This is a genomic window from Pseudomonas sp. A-1, assembly GCF_004801855.1.
GTDB lineage: Bacteria > Pseudomonadota > Gammaproteobacteria > Pseudomonadales > Pseudomonadaceae > Geopseudomonas.
The window spans coordinates 1-18,893 of the sequence record NZ_SSTC01000077.1 but is presented as its reverse complement, the minus strand read 5'-3'; the positions used below and the strand labels follow the sequence as shown (position 1 = coordinate 18,893).

Sequence of the window (18,893 nt, the reverse complement as noted above, 5' to 3'; positions counted from 1 at the left end):
GGCCGGCTGCTGCGGGGCCGGACGCGACTCGCGCGGCGCCTGCTGCTGCGGCTCGCGCTGCGGGCGCGCCGGACGCTGGGCGTAGTCACCGCCCTCGGCGTTGCCGCCGCGGCTGCCGAGCAGCTGCATCTGGCCGCCCATGTCGACCACGATCTCGGTGGTGTAGCGGTCCTGGCCGGACTGGTCCTGCCACTTGCGGGTCTGCAGGCGGCCCTCGACGTAGACCTGGGAGCCCTTGCGCAGGTACTCGCCGGCGATCTCGGCGACCTTGCCGAAGAACACCACACGGTGCCACTCGGTGCGCTCCTGCAGCTGGCCGGTCTGCTTGTCCTTCCAGCTGTCGCTGGTGGCCAGGGTGATGTTGGTCACTGCATTGCCGTTGGGCAGGTAACGGGTTTCCGGATCGCCCCCGACGTTACCCACCAGAATGACTTTGTTGACTCCGCGAGCCATGACTTTCTCCTAAGGCTTCAGCACGTCGGCGCCGGATTGACCAGGCGCTCGATGGACGTGCGATCCACTTGTTGGGCATCCAGCTTGACATACAGGGCGGCCTCCTCGGCCACCACGACAGCATCGGCCACGCCGGGCACTGCCTTCAGACGCTCTACCAGCCCCGCCTCGCGCAGCGCTTCGGGCGACAGCGACAGGCGCAGACTGGTCACATACGGCGGTTCGCGCATAGTAGCAGCAAACCCCAGCCACAGGGCAGCGAGCAGCGCACAGCCGAGGAACACCGCGGCCACCCCGCCCTGCTGGAACAGCCAGCCGCCGAGCAGGCCGCCGAGGGCGGCGCCGAGGAACTGGCTGGTGGAATACACGCCCATCGCCGTGCCCTTGCCGCCGGCCGGTGCCATCTTGCTGATCAGCGACGGCAGCGAGGCCTCCAGCAGGTTGAAGGCGGTGAAGAACACCAGGGTGCCGATCACCAGCGCGACCAGGCTGTTGCCGAGCTGCCAGAAGAACAGCTCGCAGAGCAGCAGCACGCCGACCGCGCCGACCAGCACGCGGCGCATCTGCCGACGCTTCTCGCCGTAGATGATGAACGGAATCATGGCGAAGAAGCCGACCAGCAGGCCGACCAGGTAGACCCACCAGTGCTCCTCCTTCGGCAGCCCGCCCTGCTCGACCAGCGCCAGCGGCAGGGCGACGAAGCTGGCCATCAGGATGGCGTGCAGCGCGGCGATGCCGAAGTCCAGGCGCAGCAGCTGGCCATCGCGCAAGGTCGGCCACAGCGCCTGGCGGGCCACGCCGGACTCGCGGTGCTGCAGGGCGCTCTGCGGCCTGGGCACCAGCACGGCGATGATCAGGATGCCGAACAGGGCCATGCCGGCGGTGACCCAGAACAGCCCGGCCAGACCGAAGGCGCGGGTCAGCAGCGGGCCGATGACCATGGCGGCGGCGAACGACAGGCCGATGCTCATGCCGATCATGGCCATGGCCTTGGTGCGGTGCTGCTCGCGGGTGAGGTCGGAGAGCAGCGCCATCACCGCCGCGGAGATCGCCCCGGCGCCCTGCAGCACCCGGCCGGCGATCACCCCCCAGATGGAGTCGGCGCTGGCCGCCAGCGCCGCGCCGGCGGCGAAGATCAGCAGGCCGACGTAGATCACCGGCAGGCGGCCGATGCGGTCGGAGAGGATGCCGAAGGGGATCTGCAGCACGGCCTGGGTCAGGCCGTAGGCGCCGATGGCCAGGCCGATCAGCAACGGCGTGGCACCGGCCAGATCCTGGCCGTAGGTCGCCAGCACCGGCAGCACCATGAACATGCCGAGCATGCGGAAGGCGAATACCGAGGCCAGACCGGCAGCCGCACGCTGCTCGGTCGGACTCATGCGCTCGGAGTGCGGATCGTGCATGACTTCACCTCGAAAAACGGGGGCGCAATTCTAGCAGCACCGCCGCCGCCGGCACAGGCGCGGCGCTTTGCCGCCCGGCAGACGGCAGCCGTATACTCCGGGCTTTTCCGCCCGCCATGCGAGGCTGCAGTGGACCAGATCCTGATCCGTGGGGCGCGCACCCACAACCTGAAGAACATCGACCTCACCCTGCCGCGCGACAAGCTGATCGTCATCACCGGCCTGTCCGGCTCGGGCAAGTCGTCGCTGGCCTTCGATACCCTGTACGCCGAGGGCCAGCGCCGCTACGTGGAATCGCTGTCGGCCTACGCCCGCCAGTTCCTGTCGATGATGGAGAAGCCCGACGTCGACACCATCGAGGGCCTGTCGCCGGCGATCTCCATCGAGCAGAAGTCCACCTCGCACAACCCGCGCTCGACGGTCGGCACCATCACCGAGATCTACGACTACCTGCGCCTGCTCTACGCCCGCGTCGGCACCCCGCGCTGCCCGGAGCACGACGTGCCGCTGGAGGCGCAGACGGTCAGCCAGATGGTCGACCAGGTGCTGGCCCTCGCCGAAGGCAGCAAGCTGATGCTGCTGGCTCCGGTGATCCGCGAGCGCAAGGGCGAGCACCTGTCGGTGTTCGAGGAGCTGCGCGCCCAGGGCTTCGTGCGCGCACGAGTCGACGGCAGGCTCTTTGAGCTGGACGAGCTGCCCAGGCTCGACAAGCAGAAGAAGCACAGCATCGACGTGGTGGTCGACCGCTTCAAGGTGCGCGGCGACCTGCAGCAGCGCCTGGCCGAATCCTTCGAGACCGCCCTCAAGCTGGCCGACGGCATCGCCCTGGTCGCCCCGATGGAGGGGGAGAACGGCACGGAGATCATCTTCTCGGCGCGCTTCGCCTGCCCGCACTGCGGCCACTCGATCGGCGAGCTGGAGCCCAAACTGTTCTCCTTCAACAACCCGGCCGGCGCCTGCCCGAGCTGCGACGGCCTGGGCGTGAAGCAGTTCTTCGACCCGCGCCGGCTGGTCAACGGCGAGCTGAGCCTGGCCGAGGGCGCGATCCGCGGCTGGGACCGGCGCAACGTCTACTACTTCCAGATGCTCGGCTCGCTGGCCGCGCACTACGGCTTCAGCCTCGACGAGCCGTTCGACGCGCTGCCGGTGGCGGTGCAGAAGCTGCTGCTGCATGGCAGCGGCCGCGAGGAGGTGGAGTTCCGCTACCTCAACGACCGCGGCGACATCGTCCGCCGCGCCCACCCGTTCGAGGGCATCGTGCCCAACCTGGAGCGCCGCTACCGCGAGACCGAGTCGAGCAGCGTGCGCGAGGAGCTGGCCAAGCTGCTCAGCACCCAGCCCTGCCCGGACTGCCGTGGCACCCGCCTGCGCCGCGAGGCGCGCCACGTGTGGGTCGGCGAGCGGACCCTGCCGGCGGTCACCGCCCTGCCGGTGGGCGACGCCTGCAACTACTTCGCCGATCTCAGCCTGAGCGGTCGGCGCGGCGAGATCGCCGCGAAGATCCTCAAGGAGATCCGCGAGCGCCTGCAGTTCCTGGTCAACGTCGGCCTCGACTACCTGACCCTGGAGCGCAGCGCCGACACCCTGTCCGGCGGCGAGGCGCAGCGCATCCGCCTGGCCAGCCAGATCGGCGCCGGCCTGGTCGGAGTGATGTACATCCTCGACGAGCCGTCGATCGGCCTGCACCAGCGCGACAACGAGCGCCTGCTGGCCACCCTCACCCACCTGCGCAACCTCGGCAACACGGTGATCGTGGTCGAGCACGACGAGGACGCCATCCGCCTGGCCGACTACGTGGTCGACATCGGCCCGGGCGCCGGCGTGCACGGCGGCCGCATCGTCGCCCAGGGCACCCCGGCCGAGGTGATGGCCCACCCCGAGTCGCTGACCGGCAAGTACCTGTCCGGCCGCGCGAAGATCCGCTACCCGGCCGAGCGCACGTCCGTCGACCGCAACAAGCTGCTGCGGCTCAAGGGCGCGCGCGGCAACAACCTGCGCAGCGTCGACCTGGAGATCCCGCTCGGCCTGTTCACCTGCGTCACCGGCGTGTCCGGTTCGGGCAAGTCGACGCTGATCAACAACACCCTGTTCCCGCTGGCCGCCCATGCGCTGAACGGTGCCGAGTCGCAGGAGGCGGCGCCTTACGCCAGCCTCGACGGCCTGCAGCACCTCGACAAGGTGGTCGACATCGACCAGAGCCCGATCGGCCGCACGCCGCGCTCCAACCCGGCCACCTACACCGGACTGTTCACCCCGATCCGCGAGCTGTTCGCCGGGGTGCCGGAGTCGCGCTCGCGCGGCTACGGTCCGGGGCGCTTTTCGTTCAACGTCAAGGGCGGGCGCTGCGAGGCCTGCCAGGGCGACGGGGTGATCAAGGTGGAGATGCACTTCCTGCCGGACATCTACGTGCCGTGCGACGTGTGCAAGGGCAAGCGCTACAACCGCGAGACCCTCGAGGTGAAGTACAAGGGCCGGAACATCCACGAGGTGCTGGAGATGACCATCGAGGAAGCGCGCGAATTCTTCGATGCGGTGCCGGCGGTGGCGCGCAAGCTGCAGACGCTGATCGACGTGGGCCTCTCGTACATCAAGCTGGGGCAGAGCGCCACCACCCTGTCCGGCGGCGAGGCGCAGCGGGTCAAGCTGAGCCGCGAGCTGTCCAAGCGCGATACCGGCAAGACCCTGTACATCCTCGACGAACCGACCACCGGCCTGCACTTCGCCGACATCCAGCAACTGCTCGACGTGCTGCACCGCCTGCGCGACCACGGCAACACCGTGGTGGTGATCGAGCACAACCTCGACGTGATCAAGACCGCCGACTGGCTGGTCGACCTCGGCCCCGAGGGCGGCTCGCGCGGCGGGCAGATCATCGCCACGGGCACGCCTGAGCAGGTCGCCGCCATGCCGCAATCGCACACCGGGCGCTTCCTCGGCCCGCTGCTGGAGCGCGACCGGGCGTAGCTCCTGCGCGGAACGCCCGCCGTACACGACAAGGCCGGGCATCAAGCCCGGCCTTGTCGCATCCGCAAGCCGCGCGCGCCGGCTCTACCCCGGGCAGAAAACGCGGGCAACAAAAAGCCGGGCACTGGGCCCGGCTTCTTGTGAATCACCCGAACTTACTCGGCAGCTGCTTCCACAGCACCGGCAACCGGACGATCAACCAGCTCGACGTACGCCATGGGCGCGTTGTCGCCAGCGCGGAAACCGCACTTGAGGATGCGCAGGTAGCCGCCCGGACGGTTGGCGTAGCGCTTGCCCAGCTCGTTGAACAGCTTGCCGACAGCAGCCTTGGAGCGGGTGCGGTCGAAAGCCAGACGACGGTTGGCGACGCTGTCTTCCTTGGCCAGGGTGATCAGCGGCTCGGCAACGCGACGCAGCTCTTTCGCCTTGGGCAGGGTGGTCTTGATCAGCTCGTGTTCGAACAGCGACACCGCCATGTTCTGGAACATGGCATTGCGGTGTGCGCTGGTGCGGCTCAGGTGACGGCCACTTTTACGATGACGCATGATTGAAATTCCTTACCAAACCTTGAGTTCGGTTATCAGGGACGATCAGGCAGTCGCCTTGTCATCCTTTTTCAGACTTGCCGGCGGCCAGTTGTCGAGGCGCATGCCGAGGGAAAGACCGCGGGAAGCCAGAACGTCCTTGATCTCGGTCAGGGACTTCTTGCCCAGGTTCGGCGTCTTGAGCAGCTCCACTTCGGTGCGCTGAATCAGGTCACCGATGTAGTAGATGTTCTCCGCCTTCAGGCAGTTGGCCGAACGCACGGTCAGTTCCAGATCATCGACGGGGCGCAGCAGGATCGGGTCGATCTCGTCTTCCTGCTCTTCCACCACCGGAGCGCTGTCACCCTTGAGGTCGACGAACGCGGCCAGCTGCTGCTGCAGGATGGTCGCGGCACGACGGATGGCCTCTTCGGGATCCAGGGTACCGTTGGTTTCCAGGTCGAGGACCAGCTTGTCCAGGTTGGTACGCTGCTCGACACGGGCGCTTTCCACCACGTAGGCCAGGCGACGGACCGGGCTGAACGAGGCGTCGAGCTGGAGGCGGCCGATCGAACGGCTCTCGTCCTCGTCGCTCTGGCGGGCGTCGGCGGGCTCATAGCCACGGCCGCGCGCCACTTTCAGACGCATGTTCAGGGCACCGTTGTCCGCCAGGTTGGCGATGACGTGGTCACCGTTCACGATCTCGACATCGTGATCCAGCTGAATATCGGCAGCGGTGACCGCACCCGGACCCTTCTTGGAAAGGGTCAGCGTCACTTCATCACGACCGTGCAGCTTGATGGCCAGGCCTTTCAGGTTGAGCAGGATCTCGATCACATCTTCCTGCACACCCTCGATGGCGCTGTACTCGTGGAGTACGCCATCGATTTCAGCCTCAACCACTGCGCAGCCAGGCATGGAGGACAACAGGATGCGACGCAGCGCGTTGCCCAGTGTGTGACCAAAACCGCGCTCGAGAGGCTCGAGCGTGATCTTGGCGCGGGTCGGGCTGACCACCTGAACGTCGATGTGACGGGGGGTCAGAAACTCATTTACCGAACTCTGCATGGATGCACCTATTTTCTAGCTCTTACTTGGAGTAGAGCTCGACAATCAGGTTTTCGTTGATGTCAGCGGACAGATCGCTGCGAGCCGGCACGCTCTTGAACAGGCCGGACTTCTTCTCGGCATCAACTTCCACCCACTCAACGCGGCCACGCTGGGCGCACAGCTCGAGAGCCTGGGCGATACGCAGCTGGTTCTTGGCCTTTTCACGGACAGCGACGACGTCGCCAGCCTTGACCTGGTAAGACGGGATGTTGACGGTCTGACCGTTGACGGTGATGGCCTTGTGCGAAACCAGCTGGCGGGATTCGGCACGGGTGGCACCGAAGCCCATGCGGTAGACGACGTTGTCCAAGCGGCACTCAAGCAGTTGCAGCAGGTTCTCGCCGGTCGAACCCTTGCGACGGGTTGCTTCCTTGTAGTAACCGCTGAACTGACGCTCCAGCACGCCGTAGATGCGGCGGACCTTCTGCTTCTCGCGCAGCTGGGTGCCGTACTCGGACAGGCGACCACGGCGCTGGCCATGGATACCGGGGGCCGCTTCGATATTGCACTTGGATTCCAGAGCGCGGGCGCCGCTCTTCAGGAACAGGTCAGTGCCTTCGCGACGGGACAGTTTGCATTTCGGACCAATGTAACGAGCCATTCTTCACTGTCTCCTATTACACGCGACGCTTCTTCGGCGGACGGCACCCGTTGTGCGGGATCGGCGTCACGTCGGTGATGCTGGCAATCTTGTAGCCGCAGGCGTTCAGGGCACGCACGGCGGATTCACGACCCGGACCCGGACCCTTGACGTTGACGTCGAGGTTCTTCAGGCCGTACTCCAGAGCGGCCTGGCCGGCGCGCTCGGCCGCCACCTGGGCAGCGAACGGAGTGCTCTTGCGCGAGCCGCGGAAACCGGAACCACCGGAAGTCGCCCAGCTCAGAGCGTTGCCCTGACGGTCGGTGATGGTCACGATGGTGTTGTTGAAGGACGCGTGGATGTGGGCGATGCCATCAACCACCGTCTTTTTGACTTTCTTACGAGGACGAGCAGCAGGTTTTGCCATGACTATATTCCTGTCGATTCGCGGATGCGATTACTTGCGGATCGGCTTGCGCGGACCCTTGCGGGTACGGGCGTTGGTCTTGGTGCGCTGACCATGAACCGGCAGGCCGCGACGGTGACGCAGGCCGCGGTAGCAGCCGAGGTCCATCAGGCGCTTGATGTTCATGTTGATTTCGCGGCGCAGGTCACCTTCGGTGGTGAGCTTGGCGACTTCGCCACGCAGCTGCTCGATCTGCTCGTCGCTCAGATCCTTGATTTTCGCCGCCGGGTTGACCCCGGTGGCGGCGCAGATGTTCTGCGCGGTGGTGCGACCGACACCATAGATGTAGGTCAGCGAGATAACAGTGTGTTTGTTATCCGGAATGTTGACGCCTGCAATACGGGCCATTCAGAAAAACTCCAATTGACAGCTATCCGCGCCCCGGAAGCCAAGAAAAGGGCGTGGATATTAACGCTGTAATAACAAATAATCAACCCGGCAGCGCACTAGCTGCCGGGCTGGTTCGCAGATCACACTCAGCCTTGGCGCTGCTTGTGGCGCGGCTCCGCGCTGCAGATCACGCGAACGACGCCTTCACGGCGCACGATCTTGCAGTTGCGGCACAGCTTCTTGACCGATGCACGAACTTTCATCACCAACTCCTCGAACCTTACGGGACGGTCAGCGCAGCATGCCGCTGCCGTAGCCCTTCAGGTTGGCTTTCTTCATCAGGGAATCGTACTGGTGCGAAACGAGGTGCGATTGTACTTGGGACATGAAGTCCATCACAACGACCACGACGATCAGCAACGAGGTCCCGCCAAGGTAGAACGGCACATTGGCCGCCACCACCAGGAACTGGGGCAGCAGGCATACGGCCGTCATGTACAGAGCACCGAACATGGTCAAGCGGGTCAGAACGCCATCGATGTAGCGCGCCGACTGCTCGCCGGGACGGATACCCGGAATGAAGGCACCGGACTTCTTCAGGTTTTCCGCCACGTCCTTCGGATTGAACATCAGCGCCGTGTAGAAGAAGCAGAAGAAAATGATCCCTGCACTAAACAGCAGAATGTTCAACGGCTGACCGGGCGCGATCGCCTGCGCGATGTCCTGCATCCAGCCCATGCCTTCACCCTGACCGAACCAGGCACCCAGGGAGGCCGGGAACAGCAGGATGCTGCTGGCGAAGATCGCCGGAATGACGCCGGCCATGTTCACCTTCAGCGGCAGGTGGCTGGTCTGCGCCGCGAAGACCTTGCGGCCCTGTTGACGCTTGGCGTAGTGCACCGCGATGCGACGCTGGCCACGCTCGATGAACACCACGAAACCGATGATCGCGACGGCCAGCAGACCGATGGCAATCAGGGCGAAGATGTTGATATCACCCTGACGGGCAGACTCGAAGGACTGCCCGATCGCCGACGGCAGGCCGGCCACGATACCGGCAAAGATCAGCATCGAGATGCCGTTGCCGATGCCGCGCTCGGTGATCTGCTCGCCCAGCCACATCATGAACATCGCCCCCGCCACGAAGGTGGTGACCGCCACGAAGTGGAAACCGAAATCGGTGCTGAAGGCCACACCCTGACTGGCCAGACCAACGGACATGCCGGTGGCCTGGACCAGCGCCAGGGCAACAGTGCCGTAGCGGGTGTACTGGCTGATCTTGCGTCGACCAGCCTCACCTTCCTTCTTCAACTGCTCCAGTTGCGGACTGACCGCCGTCATCAGCTGCATGATGATCGATGCCGAGATGTACGGCATGATCCCCAGTGCAAAGATGCTCATGCGCTCCAGCGCGCCACCGGAAAACATGTTGAACAGGCTAAGAATGGTCCCCTCGTTCTGCCGGAACAGCTCGGCCAGCCGGTCAGGGTTGATGCCGGGCACCGGGATGTGCGCGCCGATCCGGTAGACGATGATCGCCATGAACAGGAAACGCAAACGAGCCCAGAGCTCGGACAGCCCGCCATTGCTGAGCGCGGAGAGAGCACCTTGCTTAGCCATTTAGTCCTCGATTTTGCCGCCAGCTGCTTCGATGGCCGCACGTGCACCCTTGGTGACGGCGATGCCCTTCAGGGTAACAGCGCGAGCAACGTCGCCGGACAGCATGACTTTGACACGCTGCACGTTTTCGTTGATCACGTTGGCATCCTTCAGCGCCTGCAGGGTGACGACGTCACCTTCCACCTTGGCCAGCTCGGAGGTGCGCACTTCTGCGCGATCCATGGCCTTCAGGGAGGTGAAGCCGAACTTCGGCAGACGGCGGTGCAGCGGCTGCTGGCCGCCCTCGAAGCCCGGGGCAATCTTGCCGCCGGTACGCGAGGTCTGGCCCTTGTGGCCGCGGCCACCGGTCTTGCCCAGGCCGCTACCGATACCACGGCCCGGACGCAGCTTCTCGCGACGGGCACCCGGCGCGGAACGCAGATCGTTCAGTTGCATGGATTAACCCTCCACACGCAGCAGGTAGTAGGCCTTGTTGATCATCCCGCGATTCTCGGGGGTGTCCAGGACCTCTACGGTGTGGTTGATGCGACGCAGGCCGAGGCCCTTGACGCACGCCTTGTGGTTGGCCAGACGGCCGTTCACGCTCTTGATCAGCGTGACCTTGATCTTGGCATTCGACATGATCAGAGAATCTCCTCGACGCTCTTGCCACGCTTGGCCGCCACGGAGTCCGGAGACTGCATGCTCTTCAGACCCTTGAAGGTGGCGTACACCACGTTCACCGGGTTGGTCGAGCCGTAGCACTTGGCCAGAACGTTGTGCACACCGGCCACTTCCAGGACGGCGCGCATGGCACCGCCGGCGATCACACCGGTACCTTCCGAAGCCGGCTGCATGTACACCTTGGAGGCGCCATGGGCGGACTTGATCGGGTACTGCAGGGTGGTGCCGTTCAGATCGACCTGGATCATGTTGCGGCGCGCAGCTTCCATGGCCTTCTGGATCGCAGCCGGAACTTCGCGGGACTTGCCACGACCGAAACCGACGCGACCTTTGCCATCACCCACCACGGTCAGCGCGGTGAAGGTGAAGATGCGGCCGCCCTTGACGGTCTTGGCAACGCGGTTAACCTGAACCAGCTTCTCGATGTAGCCTTCGTCGCGCTTCTGCTCGTTGTTCGCCATAACTTAGAACTCCAGCCCGCCTTCACGAGCAGCATCGGCCAGTGCCTTCACACGACCGTGGTACTTGAAGCCAGAACGGTCGAATGCCACCTGGGTGACACCGGCGGCTTTCGCGCGCTCGGCGACCAGCAGGCCAACCTTCTTGGCAGCTTCGACGTTGCCGGTGGCAGCGCCACGCAGCTCCGCGTCCAGAGTCGAGGCGCTGGCCAGGACCTTGCCGCCGTCGGCCGAGATGACCTGGGCGTACATGTGCTGGGAAGAGCGGTACACGCAAAGGCGTACGGCCTCCAGCTCGCGCATCTTCAGGCGTGCCTGGCGAGCGCGACGCAGACGGATAACTTTCTTGTCGCTCATTTGCTATGCCCTACTTCTTCTTGGCTTCTTTACGACGGACAACTTCGTCGGCGTAACGCACACCCTTACCTTTGTAAGGCTCCGGACGACGGAAGTCGCGGATCTCGGCAGCCACCTGACCAACCACCTGCTTGTCGACACCCTTGATCAGGATCTCGGTCTGGCTCGGGGTTTCGGCAGTGACGCCTTCCGGCAGTTCGTACTCGATCGGATGCGAGAAGCCGAGGGCCAGCGACAGGGTCTGACCTTTGGCCTGAGCACGGTAGCCGACGCCAACCAGCTGCAGCTTGCGCTGGAAGCCTTCGCTGACACCAACAACCATGTTGTTGACCAGGGCGCGGGTGGTACCGGCCATGGCGCGGGTCTGCTGGTCGCCGTTGCGGGCAGCGAAACGCAGCTCACCTTCTTCCTGAATCACTTCCACCGAAGGATGCACCTTCAGTTCCAGAGCGCCCTTGGCACCCTTCACCGAAAGCTGCTGACCGGCCAGCTTGATTTCGACACCGGCGGGCAGCTTGACGGGGTTCTTAGCAACGCGAGACATGCTGACTCCCCCTTAGAACACGGTGCACAGTACTTCGCCGCCGACACCGGCAGCGCGAGCAGCGCGATCCGTCATCACACCCTTGTTGGTGGAGACGATGGAAACGCCGAGACCGCCGCGAACTTTCGGCAGCTGCTCGACAGCCTTGTACTGACGCAGACCGGGACGGCTTACGCGCTTGAGCTCTTCGATGACCGGCTTGCCTTCGAAATACTTCAGCTCGATGGACAGCTGCTGCTTGATGTCGCCGCTGACCTGGTAATCCGCGATGTAGCCTTCGTCCTTCAGAACCTTGGCGACTGCTGCCTTCAGCTTGGAAGACGGCATGCTCACCACAGTCTTCTCAGCCATCTGGGCATTACGGATACGAGTTAGCATGTCCGCTAACGGGTCCTGCATACTCATGGGCTTGATGCTCCTGAAACAAAAAAAAGCCTTTCGGCTGTATTAGCCCGCGCTCGGGCACGAATGCCGGACTCAGGCGAGCCAGACATTCTAGAGACTGATCAAAAACGAATCAAGCCCCAGAGGGGCTTGATTCGCTTGACCGGGCTCCCGGGCGGACCCGGGAGCCTTGTCTGTCTTACCAGCTGGCCTTGACCAGACCCGGCACATCACCACGCATGGCGGCTTCACGCAGCTTGTTACGGCTCAGGCCGAACTTGCGGTAGAAGCCGTGCGGACGACCGGTGATGCGGCAGCGGTTGCGCAGACGGCTGGCCGACGCATCGCGCGGCTGCTTCTGCAGGGCTACCAGGGCTTCCCAGCGCTGCTCCGGAGTGGAGTTCGGGCTGGCAATGACAGCTTTCAGCTCGGCACGCTTCTTGGCGTACTTCGCGACCGTTTGCTGACGCTTCAGCTCACGGTTCTTCATGCTCATTTTGGCCATGTTCCTACTCCAATCAGTTGCGGAACGGGAATTTGAAGGCGCGCAGCAGGGCGCGGCCTTCGTCATCGGTACGGGCGGTGGTGGTCAGGGTGATGTCCATCCCACGCAGCGCATCGATCTTGTCGTAATCGATTTCCGGGAAGATGATCTGCTCTTTCACGCCCATGCTGTAGTTGCCACGACCGTCGAAGGACTTGGCATTCAGGCCGCGGAAGTCACGCACGCGCGGCAGGGAGATGGTGATCAGACGATCCAGGAATTCGTACATGCGATCGCCACGCAGAGTCACCTTGATACCGATCGGCCAGCCCTCGCGGACCTTGAAACCGGCGATGGACTTGCGAGCATAGGTGACCACCGGCTTCTGGCCGGCGATCTTCTCCATGTCGCCCAGCGCGTTCTCGATGACCTTCTTGTCACCGATCGCTTCGCCGAGGCCCATGTTCAGGGTGATTTTGGTGATGCGCGGAATTTCCATCACGTTCGCCAGCTGCAGGTCTTCCTTCAGCTTGGGAGCGATTTCGTTCCGGTAAATATCTTTCAATCGTGCCATGGTGTTTTACCTATGCTTCTCAAGCGCCAACCGGCTTCTGGGTGGACTTGAAGACACGAATTTTCTTGCCGTCTTCGACCTTGAAGCCAACGCGGTCAGCCTTGTTGGTTTCGGCGTTGAAGATCGCAACGTTGGAAACGTGCAGCGGCGCCTCTTTCTCGACGATACCGCCTTGAACGCCCAGCATCGGGTTCGGCTTGGTGTGGCGCTTGATCAGGTTGACGCCACCGACGACCAGACGGTCGTCAGCCAGCACCTTCAGCACCTTGCCACGCTTGCCCTTGTCCTTGCCGGCGATGACGATGACTTCGTCGTCACGACGAATCTTTTGCATGACGGCTACTCCTTAGAGCACTTCGGGGGCCAGGGAGACGATCTTCATGAACTTCTCGGTACGGAGTTCACGAGTCACCGGGCCAAAGATACGGGTGCCGATGGGCTCCTGCTTGTTGTTCAGCAGGACCGCGGCGTTGCCGTCGAAACGGATGATCGAGCCATCCGGACGACGCACGCCATGACGGGTGCGGACAACGACCGCGCTCATCACCTGGCCTTTCTTGACCTTGCCGCGCGGAATCGCTTCCTTCACGGTGACCTTGATGATGTCGCCAATACCGGCGTAACGACGGTGCGAACCACCCAGGACCTTGATGCACATCACGCGACGAGCACCGCTGTTATCGGCGACGTCGAGCATGGATTGAGTCTGAATCATATCTTTCTCCGACCCTTAGTCCTTAGACTTCCACGGCACGTTCGACGATTTCGACCAGGGTCCAGGCCTTGGTCTTGGCCAGCGGACGAGTCTCGCGAATGGTGACCAGGTCACCCAGGCGGCACTGGTTGCTTTCGTCGTGGGCGTGCAGCTTGGTCGAACGCTTCACGTATTTACCGTAGATCGGGTGCTTCACGCGGCGCTCGATCAGGACGGTGATGGTCTTGTCCATTTTGTCGCTGACGACTTTGCCGGTCAGCGTACGGACGGTCTTCTGAGCTTCAGCCATGATTACTTACCTGCTTGCTGGTTGAGCACAGTTTTCACGCGAGCGATGTCGCGCTTCACTTGCGAGAGCAGGTGAGACTGCCCCAACTGGCCAGTTGCCTTCTGCATGCGCAGATTGAACTGGTCGCGCAGCAGGCCGAGCAGTTGCTCGTTCAGCTGCTCAACGGATTTTTCACGAAGTTCGTTCGCTTTCATCACATCACCGTCCGCTTAACAAAGGTGGTCTCGAGCGGCAGCTTTGCAGCCGCCAGGGCGAAAGCCTCGCGAGCCAGCTCTTCGGAAACGCCTTCGATCTCGTACAGGACCTTGCCCGGCTGGATCAGGGCTACCCAGTACTCGACGCCACCCTTACCTTTACCCATACGAACTTCGAGGGGCTTCTTGGTGACAGGCTTGTCGGGGAACACGCGGATCCAGATCTTGCCGCCACGCTTGACGTGACGGGTCAGGGCGCGACGTGCGGCCTCGATCTGACGTGCGGTGAGACGACCACGGCTAACAGACTTCAGCGCGAACTCGCCGAAGCTGACCTTGCTACCGCGCTGAGCCAGACCACGGTTGTGGCCGGTCATCTGCTTGCGGAATTTTGTACGCTTGGGTTGCAGCATGTTGCGTACTCCTCTTACTTAGCAGCTTTTTTGCGAGGCGCAGGCGCTTGCGGCTTGAGCTCTTCGTGCTGGCCACCGATGACCTCGCCCTTGAAGATCCAAACCTTGACGCCGATCACACCGTAGGTGGTGTGCGCTTCGTAGGTGGCATAGTCGATGTCGGCACGCAGGGTGTGCAGGGGCACACGACCTTCGCGGTACCATTCGGTACGGGCGATTTCCGCACCGCCCAGACGACCACTCACCTGGATCTTGATGCCCTTGGCACCAATGCGCATGGCGTTCTGCACCGCGCGCTTCATGGCGCGACGGAACATCACGCGACGCTCCAGCTGCTGAGCTACGCTCTGCGCAACCAGCAAACCGTCGAGTTCCGGCTTGCGGATCTCTTCGATGTTGATGTGCACCGGCACACCCATCTGCTTGGTCAGGTCCTGACGCAGCTTCTCAACATCTTCACCCTTCTTGCCGATCACGATGCCGGGACGAGCGGTGTGGATGGTGATGCGTGCAGTCTGAGCCGGACGAGCGATGTCGATACGGCTCACGGACGCGCTTTTTAGTTTGTCCTGGAGGTATTCACGGACCTTGAGGTCGGTGAACAGGTAGTCGGCGTAGGTACGCTTGTCAGCGTACCAGACCGAGGTGTGCTCCTTGACGATGCCCAGGCGAATGCCAGTGGGATGTACTTTCTGACCCATCTGATCGACTCCGTTACTTGTCCGCAACCTTGACAGTGATATGGCAAGACCGCTTGACGATGCGATCAGCACGGCCCTTGGCGCGCGGCATGATGCGCTTCAGCGAGCGCCCTTCGTTGACGTAGACGGTGGAGACCTTCAGGTCGTCCACGTCGGCGCCTTCGTTGTGCTCGGCGTTGGCCACGGCCGATTCCAGCACTTTCTTGATGACGGCGGCGGCTTTCTTGCTGCTGAATGCCAGCAGGTTGAGCGCTTCACCCACCTTCTTCCCGCGGATCTGGTCGGCGACCAAGCGGGCTTTCTGGGCGGAGATGCGAGCGCCCGACAACTTAGCGGCTACTTCCATTTCCTTACCCCTTAACGCTTGGCTTTCTTGTCGGCCACATGACCGCGATAGGTGCGGGTAGCGGCAAACTCGCCCAGTTTGTGGCCGACCATGTCTTCGTTCACCAGAACCGGGACATGTTGACGACCGTTATGCACGGCGATGGTCAGACCGACCATCTGCGGCAGGATCATCGAACGACGCGACCAGGTCTTGATCGGCTTACGGTCGCTCTTTTCCACCGCCACTTCGACCTTCTTGATGAGGTGAAGATCGATAAACGGACCTTTTTTCAGAGAACGCGGCACTGTCGTATCCCTCTACGTTACTTGCGGCGACGGACAATCATGTTGTCGGTGCGCTTGTTGGAACGGGTCTTCGCGCCCTTGGTCGGGAAGCCCCACGGCGATACCGGATGACGGCCACCGGAGGTACGACCTTCACCACCACCATGCGGGTGGTCAACCGGGTTCATGGCGGCACCACGAACGGTCGGACGGACACCTTTCCAGCGCTTGGCGCCGGCCTTGCCCAGAGAACGCAGGCTGTGCTCGGAGTTCGAGACTTCGCCCAGGGTAGCGCGGCACTCGGCCAAGACCTTGCGCATCTCGCCGGAGCGCAGACGCAGGGTCACGTAGGCACCTTCACGAGCGACCAGCTGCACGGATGCACCGGCGGAACGCGCGATCTGGGCACCCTTGCCCGGCTTCAGCTCGATACCGTGAATGGTGGAGCCGACCGGAATGTTGCGCAGCGGCAGGCTGTTGCCAGCCTTGATCGGCGCGTGGGCACCGGAGATCAGCTGGTCACCAGCGCTCACGCCCTTCGGCGCGATGATGTAACGACGCTCGCCGTCTGCGTACTTCAGCAGGGCGATGTGGGCAGTACGGTTCGGATCGTATTCCACGCGCTCGACGATGGCAGGGATGCCATCCTTGTCGCGACGGAAGTCGACCAGACGGTAGTGCTGCTTGTGACCACCGCCGATGTGGCGGGTGGTGATGCGACCGTTGTTGTTACGACCACCGGTCTTGCTCTTCTTCTCGACCAGCGGAGCGTACGGAGCGCCCTTGTGCAGGTCGGCATTGACAACCTTGACCACGAAACGGCGGCCAGCGGAAGTCGGCTTGCACTTAACGATTGCCATGATGCACTCCTACCTTACTCAGCGGCGCCGCTGGTGAAATCGAGGTCCTGGCCCGGCTGGAGGGCGATGTACGCCTTTTTCCAGTCGTTGCGCTTACCGAAGCCACGCGCGGTGCGCTTGGTCTTGCCCTTGACGTTCAGGGTGCTGACGCGCTCGACCTTGACGCCGAACAGGCTTTCGACGGCCTTCTTGATTTCCAGCTTGGTTGCGTCGGTGGCAACCTTGAAAACGAACTGGCTCTTGCCATCGGCAAGGGTCGTGGCCTTCTCGGAGATGTGCGGGCCAACCAGCACTTTGAATACGCGTTCCTGGTTCATCCCAGCAGCTCCTCGAATTTCTTCACGGCGGACACGGTGACCAGCACCTTGTCGTAGGCGATCAGGCTGACCGGGTCGGAACCCTGCACGTCACGGACGTCGACGTGCGGCAGGTTGCGCGCTGCCAGGTACAGGTTCTCGTCGACAGCGTCGGTCACGATCAGCACGTCGTTCAGACCCAGAGTACCCAGCTTGCTTACCAGAGCCTTGGTCTTCGGCGCGTCCACGGCGAAGTCCTCAACAACGACCAGACGCTCCTGGCGCACCAGTTCGCTCAGGATCGAGCGCAGGGCGGCACGGTACATCTTCTTGTTGAGCTTCTGCGCGTGATCCTGCGGCTTGGCGGCGAAAGTCACGCCACCGGCACGCCAGATCGGGCTGCGGCTGGAACCGGCACGGGCACGGCCCGAACCCTTCTGACGCCACGGCTTCTTGCCACCGCCACGCACTTCGGCGCGGGTCTTCTGGGCGCGGGAGCCCTGACGACCGCCAGCCATGTAGGCGACGACAGCCTGGTGCACCAGGGTCTCGTTGAACTCGCCACCAAAGGTACGCTCGGAGACTTCGATCGCCTGCGCACCGTTCACATTCAGTTGCATCTCTCGAATCTCCCCTTAAGCCTTGGCAGCCGGACGCACGATCACGTCACCGCCAGTGGCACCCGGGACAGCGCCCTTGACCAGCAGCAGATTGCGCTCGGCATCGACACGAACAACTTCCAGGGACTGCACGGTCACGCGCTCGGCGCCCAGGTGACCGGACATCTTCTTGCCCTTGAACACTCGACCAGGAGTCTGGCACTGGCCGATGGAACCCGGAGCACGGTGAGAAACGGAGTTGCCGTGGGTGTTGTCCTGGCCGCGGAAGTTCCAGCGCTTAATGGTACCGGCGTAGCCTTTACCCTTGGACTGACCGGTCACGTCGACCAGCTGGCCTGCCTGGAACTGCTCAACGGTGAGCTGGTCGCCAGCCTTGAACTCGCCTTCTTCGAGGCGGAATTCCAGAACGGCGCGACCGGCAGCAACGCTGGCCTTGGCGAAGTGACCGGCCTGAGCCTTGGTCACACGGGAAGCGCGACGCTCGCCGACAGTCACCTGTACGGCGCGATAGCCATCGCTCTCTTCATTCTTGAACTGGGTGACGCGATTCGGCTCGACCTCGATGACCGTAACCGGAATAGAGACACCTTCTTCGGTGAAAATGCGGGTCATGCCGCACTTACGACCGACTACACCAATAGTCATGTCTTGAACCTCTTGAGTGTACGGGGCTTTCACCCGCTATGGCCGCCCATTTCAGAGCGTTACACGACCGAAATCCGGGGATGGATTTCAGCCGAGGCTGATCTGTACTTCGACGCCAGCAGCAAGGTCGAGCTTCATCAGCGCGTCGACGGTCTTGTCGGTCGGCTGAACGATGTCGAGCACACGCTTGTGAGTACGAATTTCGTACTGATCACGCGCATCCTTGTTGACGTGCGGAGAAATCAGCACGGTGAACCGCTCCTTGCGGGTCGGCAGGGGGATCGGACCACGGACCTGAGCACCAGTACGTTTCGCGGTTTCCACGATTTCCTGGGTAGATTGATCGATCAGGCGGTGGTCAAAAGCCTTCAACCGAATACGGATTTGTTGGTTTTGCATTTTGACCTCAGACTCTATGCTATTCCCACCAAGCGGAATACGCCCGGTAAAAGGAGGCGCAATTGTACGGATGCCCCTTGGGGGTGTCAACAAATGAGCAGAAACGAGAAGGCCCCCGCACCGGGCGGGGGCCTTCTCGTTCAGAGATCGTCGATTACTCGATGATCTTGGCAACCACGCCGGCGCCGACGGTACGACCGCCTTCGCGGATGGCGAAGCGCAGGCCGTCTTCCAT

31 protein-coding genes and 1 pseudogene are annotated in these 18,893 nt (G+C 62.9%); 1 reads left to right on the top strand and 31 read right to left on the bottom strand.

The window, feature by feature from the left end; translation table 11 throughout:
- Window positions 1–453: single-stranded DNA-binding protein (ssb, locus tag E5198_RS16155; protein ID WP_136491016.1), on the bottom strand; the 453-nt coding region annotated here is incomplete at its 3' end.
- Between the two features lie 17 nt (window positions 454–470).
- On the bottom strand, window positions 471–1,856 hold the full coding sequence (locus E5198_RS16150) for an MFS transporter (RefSeq protein WP_136491015.1): 1,386 nt from the start codon (window positions 1,854–1,856) through the stop codon (window positions 471–473).
- 129 nt (window positions 1,857–1,985) lie between these two features.
- Here E5198_RS16150 and uvrA point away from each other — a divergent pair, with 129 nt between their 5' ends.
- A complete protein-coding gene (gene uvrA / locus E5198_RS16145) occupies window positions 1,986–4,820 on the top strand; it encodes an excinuclease ABC subunit UvrA (protein WP_136491014.1) in 2,835 nt (944 codons plus the stop codon).
- 155 nt (window positions 4,821–4,975) lie between these two features.
- On the opposite strand, the gene rplQ is transcribed toward uvrA, so the two are convergent.
- The 29 genes and pseudogenes from rplQ to E5198_RS16000 form a co-directional block, all read right to left on the bottom strand.
- Window positions 4,976–5,365: a 50S ribosomal protein L17 gene (rplQ, locus tag E5198_RS16140; protein WP_090350156.1), complete on the bottom strand. Its 390-nt coding sequence runs from the start codon at window positions 5,363–5,365 to the stop codon at window positions 4,976–4,978.
- A gap of 45 nt (window positions 5,366–5,410) precedes the next feature.
- Window positions 5,411–6,412 carry a DNA-directed RNA polymerase subunit alpha gene (gene rpoA / locus E5198_RS16135; protein WP_136491013.1) on the bottom strand — a complete coding sequence of 334 codons (1,002 nt, stop codon included), beginning with the start codon at window positions 6,410–6,412 and terminating at the stop codon, window positions 5,411–5,413.
- A 22-nt stretch (window positions 6,413–6,434) separates the two neighbouring features.
- Window positions 6,435–7,055 carry a 30S ribosomal protein S4 gene (rpsD, locus tag E5198_RS16130; protein WP_136491012.1) on the bottom strand — a complete coding sequence of 207 codons (621 nt, stop codon included), beginning with the start codon at window positions 7,053–7,055 and terminating at the stop codon, window positions 6,435–6,437.
- Window positions 7,056–7,071: 16 nt separating this feature from the next.
- Window positions 7,072–7,461 carry a 30S ribosomal protein S11 gene (rpsK, locus tag E5198_RS16125; protein WP_003093689.1) on the bottom strand — a complete coding sequence of 130 codons (390 nt, stop codon included), beginning with the start codon at window positions 7,459–7,461 and terminating at the stop codon, window positions 7,072–7,074.
- A gap of 30 nt (window positions 7,462–7,491) precedes the next feature.
- Window positions 7,492–7,848 (bottom strand): 30S ribosomal protein S13, encoded by a 357-nt coding sequence (gene rpsM, locus E5198_RS16120; protein ID WP_136491011.1) that lies wholly within the window; start codon window positions 7,846–7,848, stop codon window positions 7,492–7,494.
- A 128-nt stretch (window positions 7,849–7,976) separates the two neighbouring features.
- A complete protein-coding gene (gene rpmJ / locus E5198_RS16115; RefSeq protein WP_014854209.1) occupies window positions 7,977–8,093 on the bottom strand; it encodes a 50S ribosomal protein L36 in 117 nt (38 codons plus the stop codon).
- Window positions 8,094–8,121: 28 nt separating this feature from the next.
- The gene (gene secY / locus E5198_RS16110) at window positions 8,122–9,450 is read right to left on the bottom strand and encodes a preprotein translocase subunit SecY (protein ID WP_136491010.1); all 1,329 of its coding nucleotides are present in this window, start codon (window positions 9,448–9,450) and stop codon (window positions 8,122–8,124) included.
- A complete protein-coding gene (gene rplO, locus E5198_RS16105; protein ID WP_136491009.1) occupies window positions 9,451–9,885 on the bottom strand; it encodes a 50S ribosomal protein L15 in 435 nt (144 codons plus the stop codon).
- A 3-nt stretch (window positions 9,886–9,888) separates the two neighbouring features.
- The gene (gene rpmD, locus E5198_RS16100) at window positions 9,889–10,071 is read right to left on the bottom strand and encodes a 50S ribosomal protein L30 (RefSeq protein WP_090213051.1); all 183 of its coding nucleotides are present in this window, start codon (window positions 10,069–10,071) and stop codon (window positions 9,889–9,891) included.
- Between the two features lie 2 nt (window positions 10,072–10,073).
- Window positions 10,074–10,574 (bottom strand): 30S ribosomal protein S5, encoded by a 501-nt coding sequence (gene rpsE, locus E5198_RS16095; RefSeq protein ID WP_136491008.1) that lies wholly within the window; start codon window positions 10,572–10,574, stop codon window positions 10,074–10,076.
- Between the two features lie 3 nt (window positions 10,575–10,577).
- The gene (gene rplR / locus E5198_RS16090; protein WP_090306395.1) at window positions 10,578–10,928 is read right to left on the bottom strand and encodes a 50S ribosomal protein L18; all 351 of its coding nucleotides are present in this window, start codon (window positions 10,926–10,928) and stop codon (window positions 10,578–10,580) included.
- Between the two features lie 10 nt (window positions 10,929–10,938).
- Window positions 10,939–11,472: a 50S ribosomal protein L6 gene (gene rplF, locus E5198_RS16085; RefSeq protein ID WP_136491007.1), complete on the bottom strand. Its 534-nt coding sequence runs from the start codon at window positions 11,470–11,472 to the stop codon at window positions 10,939–10,941.
- 12 nt (window positions 11,473–11,484) lie between these two features.
- The gene (rpsH, locus tag E5198_RS16080; RefSeq protein WP_136491006.1) at window positions 11,485–11,877 is read right to left on the bottom strand and encodes a 30S ribosomal protein S8; all 393 of its coding nucleotides are present in this window, start codon (window positions 11,875–11,877) and stop codon (window positions 11,485–11,487) included.
- A gap of 178 nt (window positions 11,878–12,055) precedes the next feature.
- Window positions 12,056–12,361: a 30S ribosomal protein S14 gene (gene rpsN / locus E5198_RS16075; RefSeq protein ID WP_090350184.1), complete on the bottom strand. Its 306-nt coding sequence runs from the start codon at window positions 12,359–12,361 to the stop codon at window positions 12,056–12,058.
- A gap of 13 nt (window positions 12,362–12,374) precedes the next feature.
- Window positions 12,375–12,914 carry a 50S ribosomal protein L5 gene (gene rplE, locus E5198_RS16070; RefSeq protein ID WP_136491005.1) on the bottom strand — a complete coding sequence of 180 codons (540 nt, stop codon included), beginning with the start codon at window positions 12,912–12,914 and terminating at the stop codon, window positions 12,375–12,377.
- A gap of 19 nt (window positions 12,915–12,933) precedes the next feature.
- The gene (rplX, locus tag E5198_RS16065) at window positions 12,934–13,248 is read right to left on the bottom strand and encodes a 50S ribosomal protein L24 (RefSeq protein ID WP_136491004.1); all 315 of its coding nucleotides are present in this window, start codon (window positions 13,246–13,248) and stop codon (window positions 12,934–12,936) included.
- A 12-nt stretch (window positions 13,249–13,260) separates the two neighbouring features.
- The gene (rplN, locus tag E5198_RS16060; RefSeq protein WP_090306378.1) at window positions 13,261–13,629 is read right to left on the bottom strand and encodes a 50S ribosomal protein L14; all 369 of its coding nucleotides are present in this window, start codon (window positions 13,627–13,629) and stop codon (window positions 13,261–13,263) included.
- Window positions 13,630–13,651: 22 nt separating this feature from the next.
- Window positions 13,652–13,918, bottom strand: coding sequence for a 30S ribosomal protein S17 (rpsQ, locus tag E5198_RS16055; RefSeq protein ID WP_136491003.1), 267 nt, complete (start codon window positions 13,916–13,918; stop codon window positions 13,652–13,654).
- Between the two features lie 2 nt (window positions 13,919–13,920).
- Window positions 13,921–14,112: a 50S ribosomal protein L29 gene (gene rpmC, locus E5198_RS16050; protein WP_003093720.1), complete on the bottom strand. Its 192-nt coding sequence runs from the start codon at window positions 14,110–14,112 to the stop codon at window positions 13,921–13,923.
- The gene (rplP, locus tag E5198_RS16045) at window positions 14,112–14,525 is read right to left on the bottom strand and encodes a 50S ribosomal protein L16 (RefSeq protein ID WP_136491002.1); all 414 of its coding nucleotides are present in this window, start codon (window positions 14,523–14,525) and stop codon (window positions 14,112–14,114) included. The genes rpmC and rplP overlap by 1 nt, the downstream gene beginning before the upstream one ends.
- A gap of 14 nt (window positions 14,526–14,539) precedes the next feature.
- Entirely contained in the window at window positions 14,540–15,226 is a 687-nt protein-coding gene (rpsC, locus tag E5198_RS16040; RefSeq protein WP_136491001.1) for a 30S ribosomal protein S3, read from the bottom strand.
- A gap of 13 nt (window positions 15,227–15,239) precedes the next feature.
- A complete protein-coding gene (rplV, locus tag E5198_RS16035) occupies window positions 15,240–15,572 on the bottom strand; it encodes a 50S ribosomal protein L22 (protein ID WP_136491000.1) in 333 nt (110 codons plus the stop codon).
- 11 nt (window positions 15,573–15,583) lie between these two features.
- Window positions 15,584–15,859 (bottom strand): 30S ribosomal protein S19, encoded by a 276-nt coding sequence (gene rpsS, locus E5198_RS16030; RefSeq protein ID WP_136490999.1) that lies wholly within the window; start codon window positions 15,857–15,859, stop codon window positions 15,584–15,586.
- A 17-nt stretch (window positions 15,860–15,876) separates the two neighbouring features.
- On the bottom strand, window positions 15,877–16,698 hold the full coding sequence (gene rplB, locus E5198_RS16025) for a 50S ribosomal protein L2 (RefSeq protein ID WP_136490998.1): 822 nt from the start codon (window positions 16,696–16,698) through the stop codon (window positions 15,877–15,879).
- Window positions 16,699–16,712: 14 nt separating this feature from the next.
- Window positions 16,713–17,015 (bottom strand): 50S ribosomal protein L23, encoded by a 303-nt coding sequence (rplW, locus tag E5198_RS16020; RefSeq protein WP_136490997.1) that lies wholly within the window; start codon window positions 17,013–17,015, stop codon window positions 16,713–16,715.
- Window positions 17,012–17,614 (bottom strand): 50S ribosomal protein L4, encoded by a 603-nt coding sequence (rplD, locus tag E5198_RS16015; RefSeq protein ID WP_136490996.1) that lies wholly within the window; start codon window positions 17,612–17,614, stop codon window positions 17,012–17,014. Before rplD ends, rplW begins: the two co-directional genes overlap by 4 nt.
- Window positions 17,615–17,629: 15 nt before the next feature.
- Entirely contained in the window at window positions 17,630–18,259 is a 630-nt protein-coding gene (gene rplC, locus E5198_RS16010; RefSeq protein ID WP_136490995.1) for a 50S ribosomal protein L3, read from the bottom strand.
- A gap of 87 nt (window positions 18,260–18,346) precedes the next feature.
- Window positions 18,347–18,658, bottom strand: a complete 312-nt coding sequence (rpsJ, locus tag E5198_RS16005) for a 30S ribosomal protein S10 (RefSeq protein WP_003103876.1) — start codon at window positions 18,656–18,658, stop codon at window positions 18,347–18,349.
- Between the two features lie 154 nt (window positions 18,659–18,812).
- Window positions 18,813–18,893: pseudogene (locus tag E5198_RS16000) on the bottom strand (elongation factor Tu); the annotation flags it as partial.